This is a genomic window from Pseudomonas alcaligenes, assembly GCF_014490745.1.
GTDB lineage: Bacteria > Pseudomonadota > Gammaproteobacteria > Pseudomonadales > Pseudomonadaceae > Aquipseudomonas > Aquipseudomonas alcaligenes_C.
Genome location: NZ_LZEU01000001.1, coordinates 1,077,501 through 1,095,324, shown reverse-complemented (window position 1 = coordinate 1,095,324; position 17,824 = coordinate 1,077,501). Strand labels below are relative to the sequence as shown.

12 protein-coding genes, 1 tRNA gene and 2 rRNA genes (1 of these 15 running past the window's edge) are annotated in these 17,824 nt (G+C 63.5%); 4 read left to right on the top strand and 11 right to left on the bottom strand.

What is annotated here, in order from left to right:
* Window positions 1-3: 3 nt before the first annotated feature.
* Window positions 4-2,727: a cation-transporting P-type ATPase gene (locus A9179_RS04865; protein WP_187804713.1), complete on the bottom strand. Its 2,724-nt coding sequence runs from the start codon at window positions 2,725-2,727 to the stop codon at window positions 4-6.
* 340 nt (window positions 2,728-3,067) lie between these two features.
* On the opposite strand from A9179_RS04865, the gene A9179_RS04860 reads away from it, so the two are divergent.
* Window positions 3,068-3,144, top strand: a tRNA-Met gene (locus A9179_RS04860).
* A gap of 53 nt (window positions 3,145-3,197) precedes the next feature.
* On the opposite strand, the gene A9179_RS04855 is transcribed toward A9179_RS04860, so the two are convergent.
* The 6 genes from A9179_RS04855 to A9179_RS04830 all read right to left on the bottom strand — a co-directional run bounded on the left by A9179_RS04855 (window position 3,198) and on the right by A9179_RS04830 (window position 7,266).
* Window positions 3,198-3,542, bottom strand: a complete 345-nt coding sequence (locus A9179_RS04855) for a hypothetical protein (RefSeq protein WP_187804712.1) — start codon at window positions 3,540-3,542, stop codon at window positions 3,198-3,200.
* A gap of 204 nt (window positions 3,543-3,746) precedes the next feature.
* Window positions 3,747-4,265, bottom strand: coding sequence for a type II secretion system protein (locus A9179_RS23080; protein ID WP_187804711.1), 519 nt, complete (start codon window positions 4,263-4,265; stop codon window positions 3,747-3,749).
* A 128-nt stretch (window positions 4,266-4,393) separates the two neighbouring features.
* On the bottom strand, window positions 4,394-5,296 hold the full coding sequence (locus A9179_RS04845) for a DMT family transporter (protein WP_187804710.1): 903 nt from the start codon (window positions 5,294-5,296) through the stop codon (window positions 4,394-4,396).
* Window position 5,297: 1 nt separating this feature from the next.
* Window positions 5,298-5,942: a carbonate dehydratase gene (gene can, locus A9179_RS04840; RefSeq protein WP_187804709.1), complete on the bottom strand. Its 645-nt coding sequence runs from the start codon at window positions 5,940-5,942 to the stop codon at window positions 5,298-5,300.
* Window positions 5,943-6,022: 80 nt separating this feature from the next.
* Entirely contained in the window at window positions 6,023-6,475 is a 453-nt protein-coding gene (gene rimI, locus A9179_RS04835) for a ribosomal protein S18-alanine N-acetyltransferase (RefSeq protein WP_187804708.1), read from the bottom strand.
* Window positions 6,472-7,266, bottom strand: a complete 795-nt coding sequence (locus tag A9179_RS04830; RefSeq protein WP_187804707.1) for an energy transducer TonB — start codon at window positions 7,264-7,266, stop codon at window positions 6,472-6,474. The genes rimI and A9179_RS04830 overlap by 4 nt, the downstream gene beginning before the upstream one ends.
* Before the next feature lie 185 nt (window positions 7,267-7,451).
* On the opposite strand from A9179_RS04830, the gene mksB reads away from it, so the two are divergent.
* The 3 genes from mksB to mksF all read left to right on the top strand — a co-directional run bounded on the left by mksB (window position 7,452) and on the right by mksF (window position 12,340).
* The gene (mksB, locus tag A9179_RS04825) at window positions 7,452-8,693 is read left to right on the top strand and encodes an Mks condensin complex protein MksB (RefSeq protein WP_187804706.1); all 1,242 of its coding nucleotides are present in this window, start codon (window positions 7,452-7,454) and stop codon (window positions 8,691-8,693) included.
* Window positions 8,694-8,822: 129 nt separating this feature from the next.
* On the top strand, window positions 8,823-9,524 hold the full coding sequence (gene mksE / locus A9179_RS04820; protein ID WP_187804705.1) for an Mks condensin complex protein MksE: 702 nt from the start codon (window positions 8,823-8,825) through the stop codon (window positions 9,522-9,524).
* Complete coding sequence (mksF, locus tag A9179_RS04815) at window positions 9,521-12,340, top strand: Mks condensin complex protein MksF (RefSeq protein WP_187804704.1); 2,820 nt, start codon at window positions 9,521-9,523, stop codon at window positions 12,338-12,340. Before mksE ends, mksF begins: the two co-directional genes overlap by 4 nt.
* Before the next feature lie 56 nt (window positions 12,341-12,396).
* Here mksF and A9179_RS04810 read toward each other — a convergent pair whose 3' ends face one another.
* The 4 genes from A9179_RS04810 to A9179_RS04795 all read right to left on the bottom strand — a co-directional run.
* Complete coding sequence (locus A9179_RS04810; protein WP_187804703.1) at window positions 12,397-12,705, bottom strand: PepSY domain-containing protein; 309 nt, start codon at window positions 12,703-12,705, stop codon at window positions 12,397-12,399.
* A 78-nt stretch (window positions 12,706-12,783) separates the two neighbouring features.
* On the bottom strand, window positions 12,784-15,087 hold the full coding sequence (locus A9179_RS04805) for a PqiB family protein (RefSeq protein WP_187804702.1): 2,304 nt from the start codon (window positions 15,085-15,087) through the stop codon (window positions 12,784-12,786).
* 215 nt (window positions 15,088-15,302) lie between these two features.
* Window positions 15,303-15,418 (bottom strand): 5S ribosomal RNA (gene rrf / locus A9179_RS04800).
* 134 nt (window positions 15,419-15,552) lie between these two features.
* A 23S ribosomal RNA gene (locus tag A9179_RS04795) occupies window positions 15,553-17,824 on the bottom strand; it runs 620 nt beyond the window's last position.

Below are 17,824 nucleotides of genomic sequence, written 5' to 3'. Positions count from 1 at the left end.
CCCTCAGCCGGCCCGCCGCGCCTTCCAGCGGCGGATCAGCAGCTTCTCCAGCTCGACGGCGAAGAACACCAGCACCCCGACGCCCAGCGCCAGCAGCCAGCTGCTGAACGGCAGCGCCACGGTATGGAAGGCCGTCTGCATGAAGGGCACATAGATCACCAGGCACTGCAGCAGGATCAGCGCCAGGGTCACGGTGAGCAGCGCGCCGTTGCGCAGTAGCGCGGCGTTCAGCGAGAACTGCTCCTGCAGGCGACAGTTGAACAGGTAGGCCCACTGCGCGGTGACCAGGGTGTGCAGGATCATGGTGCGGATATGGTCGGTGTCCTGGCCGCCGGCGACCATCCACGCCTCCAGCAGGAAGGCCGCCGCCGTCAGCAGTCCGCCGACGAACAACACCCGCCACACGGCAAAACCGTTGAGGATCGACTCGCCGGCCTGGCGCGGCGCGCGGCGCATCATCCCCGGCTCGCCGGGCTCGAAGGCCAGGGCAAAGGACAGGGTGGTCGAGGTGGCCATGTTCATCCACAGGATCTGCAGCGGCGACAGCGGCACCACCGCCCCGGCCAGGATCGCCATGACGATCAGCAGGCCCTGGGCCATGTTGGTCGGCAGGATAAACAGCACGGTCTTCTTCAGGTTGTCGTAAACCCGCCGCCCCTCGCGCACGGCGCCGGCGATGGTGGAGAAGTTGTCATCGGTGAGCACCATGTCGGCGGCTTCCTTGGTCACCTCGGTGCCCTTGATGCCCATGGCGATGCCAACGTCGGCCTGCTTCAGCGCCGGCGCGTCGTTGACCCCGTCGCCGGTCATGCCCACCACCTGGCCGTTGGCCTGTAGCGCGCGCACCAGGCGCAATTTGTGTTCCGGGCTGGTACGGGCGAACACCGCATACTGCATGGCCAGCGTCCTCAGCGCGGCATCGTCGGTGGCCTCCAGCTCCTGACCGGTCATGGCACGCAGGTCGCTCCCCATGCCCAGCATGCGGGCGATGGCCACGGCGGTGTCCGGGTGGTCGCCGGTGATCATCTTCACCTGGATGCCGGCCTGCCGGCACAGGGCAATGGCCTCGATCGCCTCGGGCCGCGGCGGATCCATCAAGCCGGCGACACCAAGGAAGATCATGCCGTCCTGCAAGTCCTCATGGTCGATCTCACCGCCAGCGCCAGGCACCGGCTTGTAGGCCGCCGCCAGCATACGCAAGCCCTGGCTGGCGATATGACCCATCTCGCGCTCCCAGTAGGCACGATCCAGCGGCTCGACGCTGTGCGCCCCCAGCTGCTGCTGGCACAGGCCCAGCAGCACATCCGGAGCGCCTTTCAGGTAGATCAGGCTGTCGCCGGCCACATCGCAACGGCGCGCCATGTACTTGTAGGCGGAGTCGAAGGGAATCTTGCCCATCCGCCGCACGTCCACCTCAGGCAAGCAGGCCTTGCGTGCCAGCACCTTGAGCGCGCCCTCGGTAGGCCCGCCGACCACACGCCAGCGCCCCTCGTCATTGCGTTGCAGGCTGCTGTCGTTGCAGATGTCGACGGCGCGGATAAAGGCCGCCAGGTTGGTGTGGCCCGCCCAGTCCAGCGCCTCGGTGGCGCCGGCCAGGGTGATGCGGCCGACCGGCTCGTAGCTCTGCCCTTCGACGCCATACAGGGTGCTGGCGGTCAGCACGCTCTTGGCAGTCATCTCGTTCATGGTCAGGGTGCCGGTCTTGTCCGAGCAGATCACGCTCATGGCGCCCAGGGTTTCCACGGTCGGCAGCTTGCGGATGATCGCCTTGTTGCGCGCCATGCGCTGCACGCCGAGCGACAGGATGATCGAGACGATCGCCGGCAGCCCCTCGGGCACCGCGGCCACGGCCAGGCTGATCAGCGACAGCAGCAGCTCGCCGAACGGGTAGTCGTGCCAGAAGAAGCCGATGACGAACAGCACTGCCATCATGCCGACGATCAGCTGGAAGATGCGCTTGCCGAGCTGGGCGATCTGCCGCAGCAGCGGGGTTTCGCTCTCGTCCACGCTGGCGATCAGGCAGTTGATCTTGCCCAGCTCGGTGGCCGCGCCGGTCTCGATCACCACGCCCTTGGCGTTGCCGGCGCTGACACTGGTGCCGGAGAAACCGAGGTTACTGCGGTCGGCCAGCAATGCCTCCTGCTCCAGAGCCTCGACCTGCTTGGCCACGGTGAGCGACTCGCCGGTGAGCATGGACTCCTCGACCTGCAGGTGATGCACCTCGAACAGGCGTACATCGGCGGGAATCTTGTCACCGGGGCGCAGCACCACGATGTCGCCGGGCACCAGCTCGCTGGCGTCGATCTTCAGCTTCTGCCCGTTGCGCACCACCAGGGCGGTGCTGCTGAGCATGCCGCGCAGGGCCGCCAGGGATTTCTCCGCCTTGTTCTCCTGGAAGAAGCCGATGGCGGCGTTGATCAGCGCCACGGCGAGGATCACCAGGGTGTCGGTCCAGTGCCCCATCAGCGCCGTGGCCACGGCGGCGGCCAGCAGGATGTAGATCAGCACATCGTTGAAGTGCCGGGCGAAGCGCAGCCAGAGCGGGTCTACGGCCTTGGCCGGCAAGGCGTTGGGGCCGATGCGCAGCAGCCGCGCCCTGGCTTCCTCGGGGGCCAGGCCGGTGACGCTGGTCTGCAGGTCAGCCATGGCCTGGGTGCTGCTCTTGCGGTACCACGGGCTGGTGCTGGCGTTCGGCACGCGCAGCTCTTGGGGTTGTAGCGATCCCATATCGTCCTCCCGATCCTGTCCTGAAGTGAAGCGGCGCAGGGCTGCCTGATGCCGGCCCCGGCCAGTGGAGAGTTATCCTCTGTCTCCACTTTCCGCCTTCACGCCTGAACAGTTGCTGTCTGAGGGCAACCTTTCCTCCCCTGGCAGCAACCGGGTTTGATCCAGATCAAGGGCTTGCCATCCTGGGCAGGCCGATCCTGCCCCTCCCCCTGCCATGGCCAGAGCCAAGCGCACCGCCCGCAATCCCACAGCCTGACGTAAGCGGTTGATAGCGTGCAGAATTTTTCTGCCGCCAGGCTTGACAGCCATGCCCGACACACGAATAATGCGCGCCTCAAACGGCTACGTAGCTCAGTTGGTTAGAGCACGGCATTCATAATGCTGGGGTCCGGGGTTCAAGTCCCTGCGTAGCCACCATACAAAACAAAGGCTTACCTTCGGGTAGGCCTTTGTTGTTTCTGGGGTAGTGGTCAGCCCTTGCGTGGAACCAGCAGCCCGGCCAGGCCTCCGACCGCAGCAGAGCCAATGGCGACTAGGCCATCGGGAACCCACTTGTCAGCCAGCCCTAGCCAGATGATGCCGACCATGGATAGCAGCGCAATCGCGACGAGAGAATAGATTGCGTAACGACTCGTCCAACGATCACTGGCCGGCGTGCTCTTGCGGACTTCATCGATCAGCATGACCTTCTGCTCGGGACTCAGGCTTGAATCCCTGAGTACAAACTCGATCAGCCCATAGAAGTTTGCAGACAGGCCCGGAGACGAGTCGTCGCCGGCCTCATCGATACCTTTCTCCTCAGACGCCCTCGCCATTATCTCCTCCTTGATTCGCAGCAACCCGCTGTCAGCATAGTTTCAACAAGGGGGGGCAGATAACTCGCTGCTCGCAACACCTTCCTCTTCCCTGGCCTGGGTACCTGTCGTCGCCCGGGCGCTGGGCAATCGCTCCAGGCTCTCATCGGTAAAAACAAAAAAGGCGGATCTCGCGATCCGCCTTTGGCATTACCTGGGTACCCGTTACGGCGAGATGATTACGTCGCCAGTGCCGAAGGCGTAGGTAATGGTGTAAGGCCCGCCGCTCGGACTGCCCGACATGGTGTAGATGCAGGACGTGCTGCCACTCACGCTGGCCACATAGCAGCCATCGCCGGTGCAGCTACCGGCTGCGGCAGGCGTGTTGCTCTTCATGATGGCGTTCCACATATTGGCGCACTCGCTGGCGGTCGGCGTGCTGCCGGCTGTTGCGGACGGACTGTTGACCGGCCAGCCGTTGGAGTTGACCGCGATGACGGAGCCGTCGAGGGTGACAGTGCTGCCGCCGGTCGGAGCTCCATTGGCCAGCCAGCCGGCGCGCACCAGGCTGGTGGCCGAGGTCAGTGCGCCACCGATACCGCGGTTGACCGAATCGTAGGATTGGCTGGTCAGGTTGAGAAACTTGGGAAGCGCGATGGCCGCCAGAATCCCCAGGATCACAATCACGACAATCAGCTCAATCAGCGTGAAGCCGCGCTGCTGCTTGCTGGAACTACCGAACATAACTCTCCCCCTTGTTTAATACTGCGAGTCGCGCCTGCTCTGGTTATTGTGTGCGGCACGTTGCTGCAGAGTAGCGAAGCCCCGTGCGCCCTGCCATCACAAGAAACTGGCGCCAGACTTCCGGCCGACTAGGTTCGTACCTGGGGCCGCCCGGCCAGCAGCAGGCCGCTGACGATCAGCGCCCCGCCCACCCAGTGGTAGGACTGCAGCCCTTCGCCGAGCAGCAACCAACCGAGAATCGCGGTGAACACCGGCATCAGGTAATTGCTCATCGCCGTGCGTGCCGCGCCGAGCTCGCGCAGGCCGATATTCCACAACTGGTAGGCGATCACCGAGGCGAACAGCGCGGTGTAGCCAATGGCTGCCAGGTTGCCGGGGCTGGCTGCGAAGCGCGCGCCGTGCCACAGCTCCCACAGGTAGAACGGTGTCAGCATCAGCACGCCGAGCAGCACCAGGGCACCGAGCAGGGTAAAGGGCGGCAGCTGGAAATAGCGGTTCCAGCGCCGTAGCAGCAGGGAATACAGGGCCCAGTCCAGGGTCGCCAGCAGCATCAGCAGATCGCCCTGGGCGAAGGACAGGCTGCGCAGCACCTGCCAGTTGCCCTGGGCGATCAGCCACAGCAGCCCCAGCAGTGCCACTCCCAGCCCGCCCCAGGCTCGTCGTGCCGGCCACTCGCCAAGCAGCAGGCCGGCACCGATGAAGGTGGCCAGCGGCAGGCAGGTACTGACCAGGCTGAGATTGATCGCCGCCGTGGTCAGCGCCGCCGTATACAGCAGACAGTTGTACAGGGTGATGGCCAGCAGCGCCGCCAGCCACAGACGCCAGCCGGCGGCGCGCAGCACCTGGCGATGACGCCAGAGCGACGGCCCGGTCAGCGGCAGCAGGATCAGCAGTGCCACGGCCCAGCGCCAGAAGGCCAGCGACAGCGGCGGGATGGCGCCAGTGAAGGCGCGGGCAACCAGCGAATTGCCAGCCCAGATCAAACTGGCCAGGGCCAGGCCGAGCCAGGCGAAGCGTTGCGCGCGCGGCACCTCAGGACTGGCCGAGCGGGCGCAGGCGGTACTGCGGCGGCAGCTGTTCGAGGCCGCTGACGGTGACGTTGAGGTTCTTCCAGCGGCCGTCCTTGATGCCGTAGATGCAGCCGTGCACGGCGATTTCCTGGCCGCGGTGCCAGGCGTTCTGCACGATGCTGGTGTGGCTGACGTTGGCCACCTGGTGGATCACGTTGAGCTCGCAGAGACGGTCGACCTTGTCCTCTTCATTGTCGAACTGGGCGAAGTAGTCGCGCTGCTCGTAGTAGAGGTCGCGGATCGAGCGCAGCCAGCCGTCGATCAGGCCGAACTGGCGATCCTGCATGGCCGCGCGTACGCCGCCGCAGCCGTAGTGGCCGGTGACCAGGATGTGTTTGACCTTGAGTACGTCGACCGCGTACTGGATCACCGACAGGCAGTTGAGGTCGGTGTGCAGCACCACGTTGGCGACGTTGCGGTGGACGAAGATATCGCCCGGCAGCAGGCCGACGATCTCGTTGGCCGGCACCCGCGCATCGGAACAGCCGATCCACAGGAACTCGGGAGTCTGCTGCTTGGCCAGCTTGGCGAAGAACTCCGGATCTTTCTGGTTGACCGCCTCGGCCCAGCGCGCGTTGTTGTCGAACAGATGCTGCAGGTCGCTCATGGCTTAATCCTCCGGGTTCGCGCCGCACCATACGGAGGCGCTCCGGCTTTGACAAGCCGCCGACCCGGGCGGTCACCGCTTCAGTCGAGCAGGGTGCAGGCCATCACCAGGGCATCCTCGCGCCCGCCCGGTGCGGGGTAGTAATCGCGGCGCCGGCCGATCTCGTTGAAGCCGTAGCGTTCGTACAGGCGGTAGGCCGACTGGTTGCTGGCACGCACCTCGAGGAAGCACTCGCCGGCGTTCAGCTGCATGGCCCGGCGCATCAGGTGCTCGAGCAGCTGCAGGCCGTAGCCCTTGCCCTGGCTCTGCGGGCGCACGGTGATATTGAGCAGGTGCGCCTCGTCGATGATCACCTGGATCACCCCGTGGCCGACCTGCTCGTCGCCGTCGAACATCAGCCAGCAGTCGTAGGACTTCAGCCCGTCCTCGAAGATGCCGCGGGTCCAGGGATGGCTGAAGGCGGCATTCTCGATCTGCAGTACGCGGTCGAGATCCGCCTGGATCATCGGGCGGAAAGTGATAGCAGAACTCATACGGACGATTTCCAGCGTTGCATCACCCGGCGCATGGCCTGCCACAGGGGCGCCTTGCGCTGCGGCTCGTCCATCAGCAGTTCCAGTCCCGGCAGGGCCCAGGCCGCCCCCAGGCCATCGACATTCAGTTCGCGGTTGTAGCTGTCGGCATCGCCTTCGCCGGCGAAACGCACGGCCGGCAGGCCGATCAGCCACAGGCAGGTGCAGGGCTGGCTTTCCAGCTGGCCGGCCAGCACACCCTGCACGTAATCGCGCGCCGCCTCCGGGCCCTGGTCGAGGTTGCCGCGGCTGAGCAGCGGCCAGCGGATCGGCGAGCCGTCACCGACCTGCTGCGGACTGTCCGGCAGGCCGGCGGCGCGCAGCAGATCCTTGAGCAGCAGATAGGCCGGGTCGCGACTCTGGAAGGGTTCGCCGGTGGGCAACTCGACCAGCAGGGCGCAGTCACCGGCGCGCAGCAGCTGCAGGGCGAAACGCGGCGGCGCCACGGGTACGGCGCGGGCCGGCGCCGCTGCTTCTTCTGCGACAGGAGTCGGCTCTGCCTTGATCACCGGCTTGGGCATCTGCACCGTCGGGCGCGGCACCTCGATACTCGGCCGCGGCGCTTCTTCGCGCACGGCGGCCGGCACCGCAGCCGCTACCGGCGGCGCAGCTGGTGCTGCGGGCTCCGGCTCGGGCAGTGGCTGCAGCAATGCGGCCCGCGAGGGCGCGGCAAACGGCAGCTCCACGCGCGGCAGCCAGCTGGCCACCTGCATGGCGGTCAGATAGGCGCGGCGACGGACTTCTTCGATCAAGGCTGGGGTTCCGCGAAAAGGACGGTGACGGGCTGGCCAGCCCGCATGACAGGTCGGGAATTGTGGCCTGAATCAGCCGGCGGGAAAAGGCCGACCGGCGTTTCGACACCCGGTCGGCCAGCCTCGCACCTTTGCAGTACAATTCCGCGCTTTATAAGAAAGCAGCCAGCAGAACGGATGCCCCGATGATCGACCCCAAGCGCGTACTGCGCGCCCTTGCCGAGCACTGGACGCTGCTCGAACCGCTGTGCGAGCGCTTCGATACCGGCACCCTGAGCCTGGTGGAACTGCGTAATCAGCTCGGCGCCCAGCTGCCCGACGGCAGCCCCGCCGATATCACCGCCCTGCTCGACCAGTGGATCCGCCTGGACATCCTGGTGCCGGTGGCCAAGAGCCCCAACCGCTTCGAGCTGAACGCGCAGATCCATGACTTCCTCGCCTACCTGCGGCGTGAGCACCGCCTCGGTCTGTGCCTGGAGATCGAAGCCTACCTGCGCCACCTGGAGCGCCTGGCCGGCTATATCCAGGACGCCTTCGAAGTGCGTGACGGCAACGACCTGGCGCGCCAGCTACGCCTGCTCGATATGCGCGTACGCGATGTGCTGAAGAAGCTGGCCAACGACGAGCAGGCCCTGGTCGGCGTGGCCGAACGGGCCAAGACCAGCGATCGGCAGATTCCCCTGCGCCAGCGCTACGCCGAGGTACTGGCGACCTGGGACGAATACGTCGAACCGATGATCCAGCTGGTCTCCGCCGACGGCGCTTTCGAGCAGGGCGTACGCCGCGTCGAACAAGTGCTGCTGCGCCTGCTCGGCGAACAGCAGCGCCTCGGCCAACTGGTCGACGACGACCTGCTGCTGCGCACCCACGCACGCATCCTGGAAATGCAGACCGTCGCCCAGCTGACTCTGCGCAAGGCCCGCGAGCTGCTGCTGCCACTGCGTGAGGAAGCGCGCCGGCACAACGCCGTGACCCGTGGCGCCGCCCTGGCCCTGTCGGTAATCCGCAAGAAGGGCCTGGACGCCCTGCCGCAAGCCTCGATGCCGCTGTTCAGCCGGCCGCAGAGTACCTTCCTCGGCACCGCCAGCCAGGTGGAGAGCTACGTCTACGCCCTGGCCCGTTTCCAGCCCAAGCCCAACCAGTTCCCACGGGCCAGTGGCGCGCGCAAGGGCGCAGCGCCCAGGGCACCGCGCACCGCCCGCGAGATGATCGAGCGTTGCGAGCAGGCCCTGCCGCTGCCGGATCTGATGGTCTGGCTGCTGGAACAGGAACCGGAAGGCGCCACCGACGAGCTGCTCTACTGGTTCTCGCGGCTGTCGCGCGATGCGCGCTTCCAGCGCGAGCGTCTGGAACGCCGCGACTACCTCACCCGCGAGCACCAGGTCAGCCTGAGCTCCTATGCGCTGGTAGGCCGCCCCAATGCCTGAGTCCTGCGCCATTTACCTCCCTCTCCCCCAGGGAGAGAGCCGGGGTGCGGGCCTGTCGCCCACCTCGAAGCCCCTCACCTCCAGCCCCTCTTCCACCGTGAGAGGGGAGTCGCACCTGCGAGTGACCGCATGAATATCGACCTGAAAGAACTGACCCAGCTGGCGCCGATCTTCCGCGAGCTGTTCAAGGGCTACCACATCAGCCGCAGCCATCCGGAGCTGTACACCCAGCTATCTGCCCAGCAGGACGCCTACCGCGCGCTGTTCAAGTCGCTCGGCTACGAGCTGGTGTGCGACAGCCGCGGTTTCTACTACTTCGTGCCGGAGCAGATGGGCGCCCAGGTCAACAAGACTGCCCAGCGCCTGGCGCTGTTCACCTTCATCCTGGTCGAGCACCTCGCCGACCAGGGCCGCGACCCGCTGGCCGTACTCGACGGCGGCAGCCTGGGGCGCGACGAACTGCCGGCGCTGCTGGACAAGTACAAGGATCTGTTCCTCCAGGCCGAGGTCATCAGCCAGGAAGAGCTGGAAGAGAAGGTCATGCGCCGCCTGAGCCAGCTCGGCTTCGCCAGCGAGGAAAACGGCGTGTACCGCTTCCTCGCGCCCATGCACCGCTTCCTCGATGTATGCCTGGCGGTGCAGCAGGATCGCGACCTGGCCGCCAGCCTGCACAGCAACCTGCCGCTGCCGACACCAGAGCTGCTGGTGGATGAAGCCGAGGACGAGATCGTACGCATCGAGCCGCGCACCGAGACCGCGGAAGAGTCCGAGGAAGACGCCCTGGCCCGCGCCATGGCCGAAGAACGTGAAGCCCAGGAGATCGACGCATGAGCCAGGAACGCTACGGCATCCGCCGCTTCGCCCTGCTGAACACCGCCGGCTACAGCCTCGGTATTTTCCCGCTGGAAAATCCGCTGTCGGTGTACGGCGCCAACAACCTGGGCAAGTCGGCGTCGATCAACGCGCTGCAGTTCCCGATCCTCGCGCGCATGTCCGACATGAGCTTCGGCAAGTACAGCCTGGAGCAGTCGCGCAAGTTCTACTTCGCCTCCGACACCAGCTACATCCTGGTGGAAGTCGCCCTGCCCCACGGCCCGCACGTGATCGGCGTGGCCGGCCGCGGCCCGGGCGGCGGCTTCGGCCACCAGTTCTTCGCCTATCAGGGCGAACTGGATCTGCAGCACTACCAGCAGGGCGGCACCTGCCTGCGCCAGCGCGAGCTGTTCAACAACCTCGGCCAGGCCGGCATCGTTGCCTACGAACTGAAGCCCGAGGAGCTGCGCCGCCTGCTGGTTGGCGGGCATACCAGCATTCCGCTGGATCTGACTCTGATCCCGCTGCGCTCCACCAGTGAGCAGAGCCTGAAGACCTTCCGCGCCCTGTTCATCAACCTGCTGCATATGCGCGAGATCACCGCAGCCAAGCTCAAGCAGCTGTTCCTCGATGCCTTCGAGCACAGCCTGCGCTCCGGCAGCGTCGACTACATCGCCGCCACCGAAGAGGCCTTCCGCGACGTACGGCGCATGGAGCAGGACTACCAGGCCCTGGTCGCCGCCGGCCCACTGGTCGAGGCACTGTCCTCCGGTGTGGCCCAGCGCGAACTGCTGCGCGGCAAGCTGCATCGCCTGTCGCCGCTGCTGGATAACCTGCTCGGCGCCTGGCAGGACTACTCCGGCGCACGCAAGGAAGAGCTGGTGATCCAGGCCGAGCACTACCGCCGCGAGCAGGACGGGCTGCAGCACGAACAGCGCGGCGGCACCGCCGAGCTGATGCGCCTGGAACGCGAGATCAGCGAGATCCAGCGCTGGCTGGGCGAACTGAGCGTGCTGAAGAACCGCTTCGCCCTGGTCGACAGCGCCAAGGTGCTGGAAGAGCAGCTGCTCGCCGCCAAGGACGCCCACGACGAGCTGGCCGGCGCCCTGGCCCAGTCGCGGCAGTTCTCCGCCGAGGATCTCGACGAGCGCCTGCGCGACCTGGAGAAACGCCTGAAGTCGGTCAAGCAGCAGCTCGACCACGCCGACAACAACAGCTACTCGCGCCTGCGCGAGGAGTTCAGCCAGGCCGACGTCGACCGCCTGATGCGCCTGTTCAACGGCCAGCTGTTCAGCCTGCCGCTGGGCGAGAAAGGCATCCAGGCCGAGGGCGACAACTGGGTCAAGGCCGTCGAGGGCGTGCTGGATCGCTTCAAGGGCGATCACTTCGAAGTGCCCGGCCTGTCCATCGATCTCTCGCATATTGAGCCGCCGGCCCTGCAGGCCCTGGCCGACCGCGCCGCCCTGCGCGACCAGAAGGATCGCCTGGAACGCGAGCTCAAGCAGCTCAAGACCCAGCAGGCAGTGGCCAACGACCGTGCGGCGAGCAAGGCCCAGGCCGAGCAGTTGTACCAGGCCGTGCTGGATGCGCAGAAGGCCCTGGAAGACTTCCGCAAGAGCCAGACCCTCTCCGTCGAGGAACCGGCCAAGCTGGAGCAACTGGCCGAGGCCGAAGCCGCCCAGGACGAACTCAAGCGCGCCGCCGACGCCTTTGCCGAGCGGGTGCAGCAGCTGTCCGCCAAGCTGCAGCTGGTCGGCCGCCAACTGGCCGACCTGGAAGCCAAGGAGCGCACCCTCGAGGATGCCCTGCGCCGCCGCCAGCTGCTGCCGGCCGACCTGCCGTTCGGCACGCCGTTCATGGATCCGGTCGACGACAGCCTGGAGAACCTGCTGCCGCTGCTGAGCGACTACCAGGACAGCTGGCAGGCGCTGCAGCGCATCGACGGGCAGATCGAGGCGCTGTATGCCCAGGTACGCCTCAAGGGCGTGGCCAAGTTCGACAGCGAGGATGACCCGGAGCGCCGCCTGCATCTGCTGGTCAATGCCTATGCGCACCGCCAGGACGAAGCACTGACCCTGGCCAAGGCGCGCCGCGCGGCGGTCACCGACATCGCCCGTACCCTGCGCAATATCCGCAGCGACTACGACAACCTGGAACACCAGCTGGCGCTGTTCAACCGCGAGATCAACAAGCGCCAGGTGTCCAACCTGGAGAGCTTCCGCATCGTCCTGGCGCCCAACCGCGACGCGCTCAAGCACATCGACCAGATCATCCACAGCGCCGGCCAGTACGAGGAAGGCGAGACCCTGTCGGTGTTCGACCTTACCCAGAGCGCCGAACAGGACGCGAAGAACGAGGAGGCCAAGGACTACCTGTCGCGCCTGGTGGCTGCCAACGGCAACCAGCTGGGCCTCAAGGATCTGTTCGAACTGGCCTTCGAGATCACCAAGGTCGGCGGTCAGCCGGTGATGCACACCGACATCGATGGCGCAGCGTCCAACGGCACCACCATGACCATCAAGGCGCTGACCAACATGTACCTGCTGCTGCACCTGATGGATCGCGAGCAGGCCGGCAAGGTACGCCTGCCCTACTACCTCGACGAGGCGGCGGACATCGACGAGCGCAACCAGCAGGCGCTGATCGAGACCAGCCTGCAGCTGGGCTTCGTGCCGATCCTGGCGTCGGTGAAGCCGCAGGTCTCGGCCCACGTGGCCATCGACTTGGAAGGCGGCAGCGGCCCCAACGGCATCTACATCGACGAGGCCGACTGGAAGTACATCAAGCGCCGCGAGAGCAGCAAGGTCGCTGAGGAACAGGCCGAACCGGCCTGATTCCTTCGCGCAAATGAAAAGGGCCGCTCATGCGGCCCTTTTTCTTGAGGGGTGGATCAATCGTCGCGGTGATCCTTGAGGATCTGGCCAGTGGCGGCATCCAGTTCGACATCCCACTGCACGCCCTGGGCATCGCGCACTTCGACCTGGTACACATAGCGGCCGTATTCCTCTTCCAGCTCGGTCTCCTCGACCTTGCCGCCGGGGTGCTTGGCCAGCGCCGCTTCGTTGAGTTTCTCGAAGCTCTGGATGGTACCGGCGTCGCGCAGTTTCAGCGCCTCATCCGGGCCCAGGTCGCGGGCCTGGGCGATTCCAGCGGTAGCGGTCAGAGCGGTAATGGCGAAAAGGGCAGTCAGCTTGTTCATCGGTGTTCTCCACTTGGGTATTGGCTTTCGACAGGGAACACGATAGCCAAGCCGACTTAACTCAAGCTGAATGAGCCCTTACTTATCCAGAACGATCTTCGGCGCCCACTTCAACCACTCCTCGTTGACCTCCTCGTTGAGCGCGAAGGTCTGCCCCGGCTTGGCCGGCCCGCCCATGGTCGGGTTGTCCGGGGTGGCAAAGGCGATCCCCCCTTCCAGCAGGGCCTCCAGCGATTCGGTACGTACCTTCACACCCTTGAACAGGCCGGCATCCACGCCGATACCGCTGGCATTCCAGAAGCGGCTGCCGCTGCGTACCAGAGGGGCGTAGCGCGGCTCGATCAGCACATGGATCAGCACCCGGTCGGAGGTCGGCCCCAGCTCGAAATCGGTGACCTTGCCCACCGGCACCTCGCGGTAGCTGACCACCACCCCCGGCTTGATCGAACCACGGCGAGCGGTACTCAGCACCAGACTCAGGCCATCCGCGTGGGCGGCCACGGTCGGCGCCTGCGCCCGTGCCTCGAAGAAGGTCTTGCGCGCTCCGGGCTTGGCAGCCGGCTGCACCTCCAGGTACTGGCCGCTGACCAGGGTCTCCAGGTTGGCCGTACGCACCAGGCCCAGCTCCGGCTTGACCACCCAGAACTGGCTGCCGACGCTGGCAATGCGCTGTACTGCCTTGGTGATACGGGCATTGAGCAGCACCGCCTGCAGGTCGTCGGTCAGCTCCACCGACTCAACCTTGCCCACCTCCAGCCCCTTGTAGCGGATCAGGGTACCGGGATTGAGGCCGTCGCCCGAGGCCACCTTGATCTGCAGGACAGCACCGGTCTGCAAGGCCTCGTCGCGGTCGTTATGCAGGGTGAAGCGCTGGATCTTGTGGCTCACCGGCGCCTTCATGTCCGTGGTTTCAAAAGTCACACCACCGGCCAGCAAGGTCTGCAGCGACTCACTCTTGACCTCGATGCCGGAAGAAATGCCGCCCTTCAGGGTGATACCGCTGGAGTTCCAGAAACGCGTGGAACTGTTCACCAGGTTGGCGTAGATCGGTTCGATATGCGCTCCCAGCACCACACGCTTGCGGTCACGAGAGAACTGGAAACTCTGGATAGTGCCGACCTTGACCTGGCGGTAGAGAATCGGGCTGCCGACCTCCAGCGAGCCGAGCGTATCGGCAAACAACACCAGGTGCAGACCAGGCGCTCCCACATCGAGGGGCGGAGCCTTGGCCCGGGCCACAAAGTCACGCACTGCCGGCCTGCCCTTCTCGCCCGGCTGGACGGCGATGTAGTTACCCTTGACCAGCGCTTCCAGCCCGGTAATCCCGGCCAGCGAGATGGATGGTTTGACCATCCAGAACTCGGCGCCATCGGTCAGGTAGTCCTCGGCCTTGGGATCCAGCATCAGATCAACCGAGGCGGAGGTCAGGTCTTCACCGACCTTGATCGTCTTCACGGTACCGACCTGGATGCCCTTATACATCACCGGGGTACGCCCCGCCTCAATGCCCTCGAAGTCCTGCAGTTGCAGGGTGACCTTGATACCAGCCTGGGCCGCCTCGAAGTCCTCGTACAAACGGAAAGGCAAAGTCGGATCGGTCGGCGGGCTGTCTTTGCGATTTTCCGGGGTGGCGAAGGCAATACCGCCGGCAACGATGCTCGACAACGACTCGGTACGGACTTTCACCCCCGACAGACCGGCGTCGATGGACACTCCGCTGGCATTCCAGAAACGCGTGTGCTTGCGCACCAGGCTGGCAAACTCGGGCTGGATGAAGACCTTGATCTCCACTGTGCTCTGGTCTTCCGCCAGAACATAACTCTTCACCCGGCCGACCTGGATCTGCTTGTAGAACACCGGGCTATCGCGGTTCAGCGAGCCCAGGCGATCGGCCTTGAGCGTCAGGTGCAGGCCGGGGATAGTGTCGGCGAGCGGCGGGGCTTCGGTCAGGGCCACGAACTTGCGCGTCGGCTCGCCATCACCGGGGCTGGCGGTGATGTAGTTGCCAGACACCAGCGTCTCCAGACCCGTGATCCCGGCTAGAGAGACGCTAGGCTTGACCAACCAGAACCGGGTATTGCTACGCAGGTGCTGCTCGACCCGTTTGTCCATTTCGATGGAAACGCGTACGCCACGCTCCTTGCCCTGGTCATCCAGCTCCATGTTGACCACTTTGCCGATCGACATGCCCTTGTAGATCACTTCGGTCTTGCCGACCTGGATTCCGTCGCCACTCGGGAAGAACACCTGGATCTCGATCCCAGCCTGGTCATAGGCACGCCAGGCGAGCCAGCCACCGATCACCAGTGCAATCAACGGCAGAATCCAGATGGCAGACCAGTTGGTAGTGCGACGGGTTTTGGCTGATTTCAGCTCGGTCATGATCGAGACCAGACTCCATTCCAAGTACATGGCAGTGTGGACGACTGAGATCCCCACACCCATCAAGGCAGGCTTTTCTATAACGCGTCAGCTTACCGAGTGGCAACAGTAGCAACAACGCGTGACAGGTGCCGCCACCTCAGCGCCAATATTTTCTGTTGCGCAAAAGCCAAACCCCCAACCCGATTGCTCGGATTGGGGGTTTGGGGATAGGAGCTTGACGATGACCTACTCTCACATGGGGAAGCCCCACACTACCATCGGCGATGCGTCGTTTCACTACTGAGTTCGGGATGGGATCAGGTGGTTCCAACGCTCTATGGTCGTCAAGCAATTCGGTTGGGGACTCGGTGTTTAGTCGCTTCCCCTAATTGGGTATGTGATGTCGTGGTATTGCGTGTTCTGGCAAATTTTCGGTCTGTTTGTCGACTTCACCGTCTAACAGCCAAATTGTTTGGGTGTTATATGGTCAAGCCTCACGGGCAATTAGTATTGGTTAGCTCAACGCCTCACAGCGCTTACACACCCAACCTATCAACGTCGTAGTCTTCGACGGCCCTTCAGGGAGCTCAAGGCTCCAGTGAGATCTCATCTTGAGGCAAGTTTCCCGCTTAGATGCTTTCAGCGGTTATCTTTTCCGAACATAGCTACCCGGCAATGCCACTGGCGTGACAACCGGAACACCAGAGGTTCGTCCAACCCGGTCCTCTCGTACTAAGGTCAGCCCCTCTCAAATCTCAAACGTCCACGGCAGATAGGGACCGAACTGTCTCACGACGTTCTAAACCCAGCTCGCGTACCACTTTAAATGGCGAACAGCCATACCCTTGGGACCGGCTTCAGCCCCAGGATGTGATGAGCCGACATCGAGGTGCCAAACACCGCCGTCGATATGAACTCTTGGGCGGTATCAGCCTGTTATCCCCGGAGTACCTTTTATCCGTTGAGCGATGGCCCTTCCATACAGAACCACCGGATCACTAAGACCTACTTTCGTACCTGCTCGACGTGTCTGTCTCGCAGTCAAGCGCGCTTTTGCCTTTATACTCTACGACCGATTTCCGACCGGTCTGAGCGCACCTTCGTACTCCTCCGTTACTCTTTGGGAGGAGACCGCCCCAGTCAAACTGCCCACCATACACTGTCCTCGACCCGGATAACGGGCCAGAGTTAGAACCTCAAGCATGCCAGGGTGGTATTTCAAGGATGGCTCCACGCGAACTGGCGTCCACGCTTCAAAGCCTCCCACCTATCCTACACAAGCAGGCTCAAAGTCCAGTGCAAAGCTACAGTAAAGGTTCACGGGGTCTTTCCGTCTAGCCGCGGATACACTGCATCTTCACAGCGATTTCAATTTCACTGAGTCTCGGGTGGAGACAGCGCCGCCATCGTTACGCCATTCGTGCAGGTCGGAACTTACCCGACAAGGAATTTCGCTACCTTAGGACCGTTATAGTTACGGCCGCCGTTTACCGGGGCTTCGATCAAGAGCTTCGCTTGCGCTAACCCCATCAATTAACCTTCCGGCACCGGGCAGGCGTCACACCCTATACGTCCACTTTCGTGTTTGCAGAGTGCTGTGTTTTTAATAAACAGTCGCAGCGGCCTGGTATCTTCGACCGGCATGAGCTTACGGAGCAAGTCCTTCACCCTCACCGGCGCACCTTCTCCCGAAGTTACGGTGCCATTTTGCCTAGTTCCTTCACCCGAGTTCTCTCAAGCGCCTTGGTATTCTCTACCCAACCACCTGTGTCGGTTTGGGGTACGGTTCCTAGTTACCTGAAGCTTAGAGGCTTTTCCTGGAAGCATGGCATCAACCACTTCATGTTCTAAAAGAACACTCGTCATCAGCTCTCGGCATTAAGACCCCGGATTTACCTAAGATCTCTGCCTACCACCTTAAACACGGACAACCAACGCCGTGCTGGCCTAGCCTTCTCCGTCCCCCCATCGCAGTAACTAGAAGTACAGGAATATTAACCTGTTTCCCATCGACTACGCATTTCTGCCTCGCCTTAGGGACCGACTAACCCTGCGTCGATTAACGTTGCGCAGGAACCCTTGGTCTTTCGGCGTGCGAGTTTTTCACTCGCATTGTCGTTACTCATGTCAGCATTCGCACTTCTGATACCTCCAGCAAGCTTCTCAACTCACCTTCACAGGCTTACAGAACGCTCCTCTACCGCATCACTTACGTGATACCCGTAGCTTCGGTGTATGGTTTGAGCCCCGTTACATCTTCCGCGCAGGCCGACTCGACTAGTGAGCTATTACGCTTTCTTTAAAGGGTGGCTGCTTCTAAGCCAACCTCCTAGCTGTCTAAGCCTTCCCACATCGTTTCCCACTTAACCATAACTTTGGGACCTTAGCTGACGGTCTGGGTTGTTTCCCTTTTCACGACGGACGTTAGCACCCGCCGTGTGTCTCCCATGCTCGGCACTTGTAGGTATTCGGAGTTTGCATCGGTTTGGTAAGTCGGGATGACCCCCTAGCCGAAACAGTGCTCTACCCCCTACAGTGATACATGAGGCGCTACCTAAATAGCTTTCGAGGAGAACCAGCTATCTCCGAGCTTGATTAGCCTTTCACTCCGATCCACAGGTCATCCGCTAACTTTTCAACGGTAGTCGGTTCGGTCCTCCAGTCAGTGTTACCTAACCTTCAACCTGCCCATGGATAGATCGCCCGGTTTCGGGTCTATACCCAGCGACTAAACGCCCTATTAAGACTCGCTTTC

Excerpts from the sequence above, each read along its gene's own strand:
- A9179_RS04865 (WP_187804713.1), bottom strand. The coding sequence starts at position 2,727 with ATGGGATCGCTACAACCCCAAGAGCTGCGCGTGCCGAACGCCAGCACC.
- A9179_RS04855 (WP_187804712.1), bottom strand. The coding sequence starts at position 3,542 with ATGGCGAGGGCGTCTGAGGAGAAAGGTATCGATGAGGCCGGCGACGAC.
- A9179_RS23080 (WP_187804711.1), bottom strand. The coding sequence starts at position 4,265 with ATGTTCGGTAGTTCCAGCAAGCAGCAGCGCGGCTTCACGCTGATTGAG.
- can (WP_187804709.1), bottom strand. The coding sequence starts at position 5,942 with ATGAGCGACCTGCAGCATCTGTTCGACAACAACGCGCGCTGGGCCGAG.
- rimI (WP_187804708.1), bottom strand. The coding sequence starts at position 6,475 with ATGAGTTCTGCTATCACTTTCCGCCCGATGATCCAGGCGGATCTCGAC.
- mksB (WP_187804706.1), top strand. The coding sequence starts at position 7,452 with ATGATCGACCCCAAGCGCGTACTGCGCGCCCTTGCCGAGCACTGGACG.
- mksE (WP_187804705.1), top strand. The coding sequence starts at position 8,823 with ATGAATATCGACCTGAAAGAACTGACCCAGCTGGCGCCGATCTTCCGC.
- mksF (WP_187804704.1), top strand. The coding sequence starts at position 9,521 with ATGAGCCAGGAACGCTACGGCATCCGCCGCTTCGCCCTGCTGAACACC.
- A9179_RS04810 (WP_187804703.1), bottom strand. The coding sequence starts at position 12,705 with ATGAACAAGCTGACTGCCCTTTTCGCCATTACCGCTCTGACCGCTACC.
- A9179_RS04805 (WP_187804702.1), bottom strand. The coding sequence starts at position 15,087 with ATGACCGAGCTGAAATCAGCCAAAACCCGTCGCACTACCAACTGGTCT.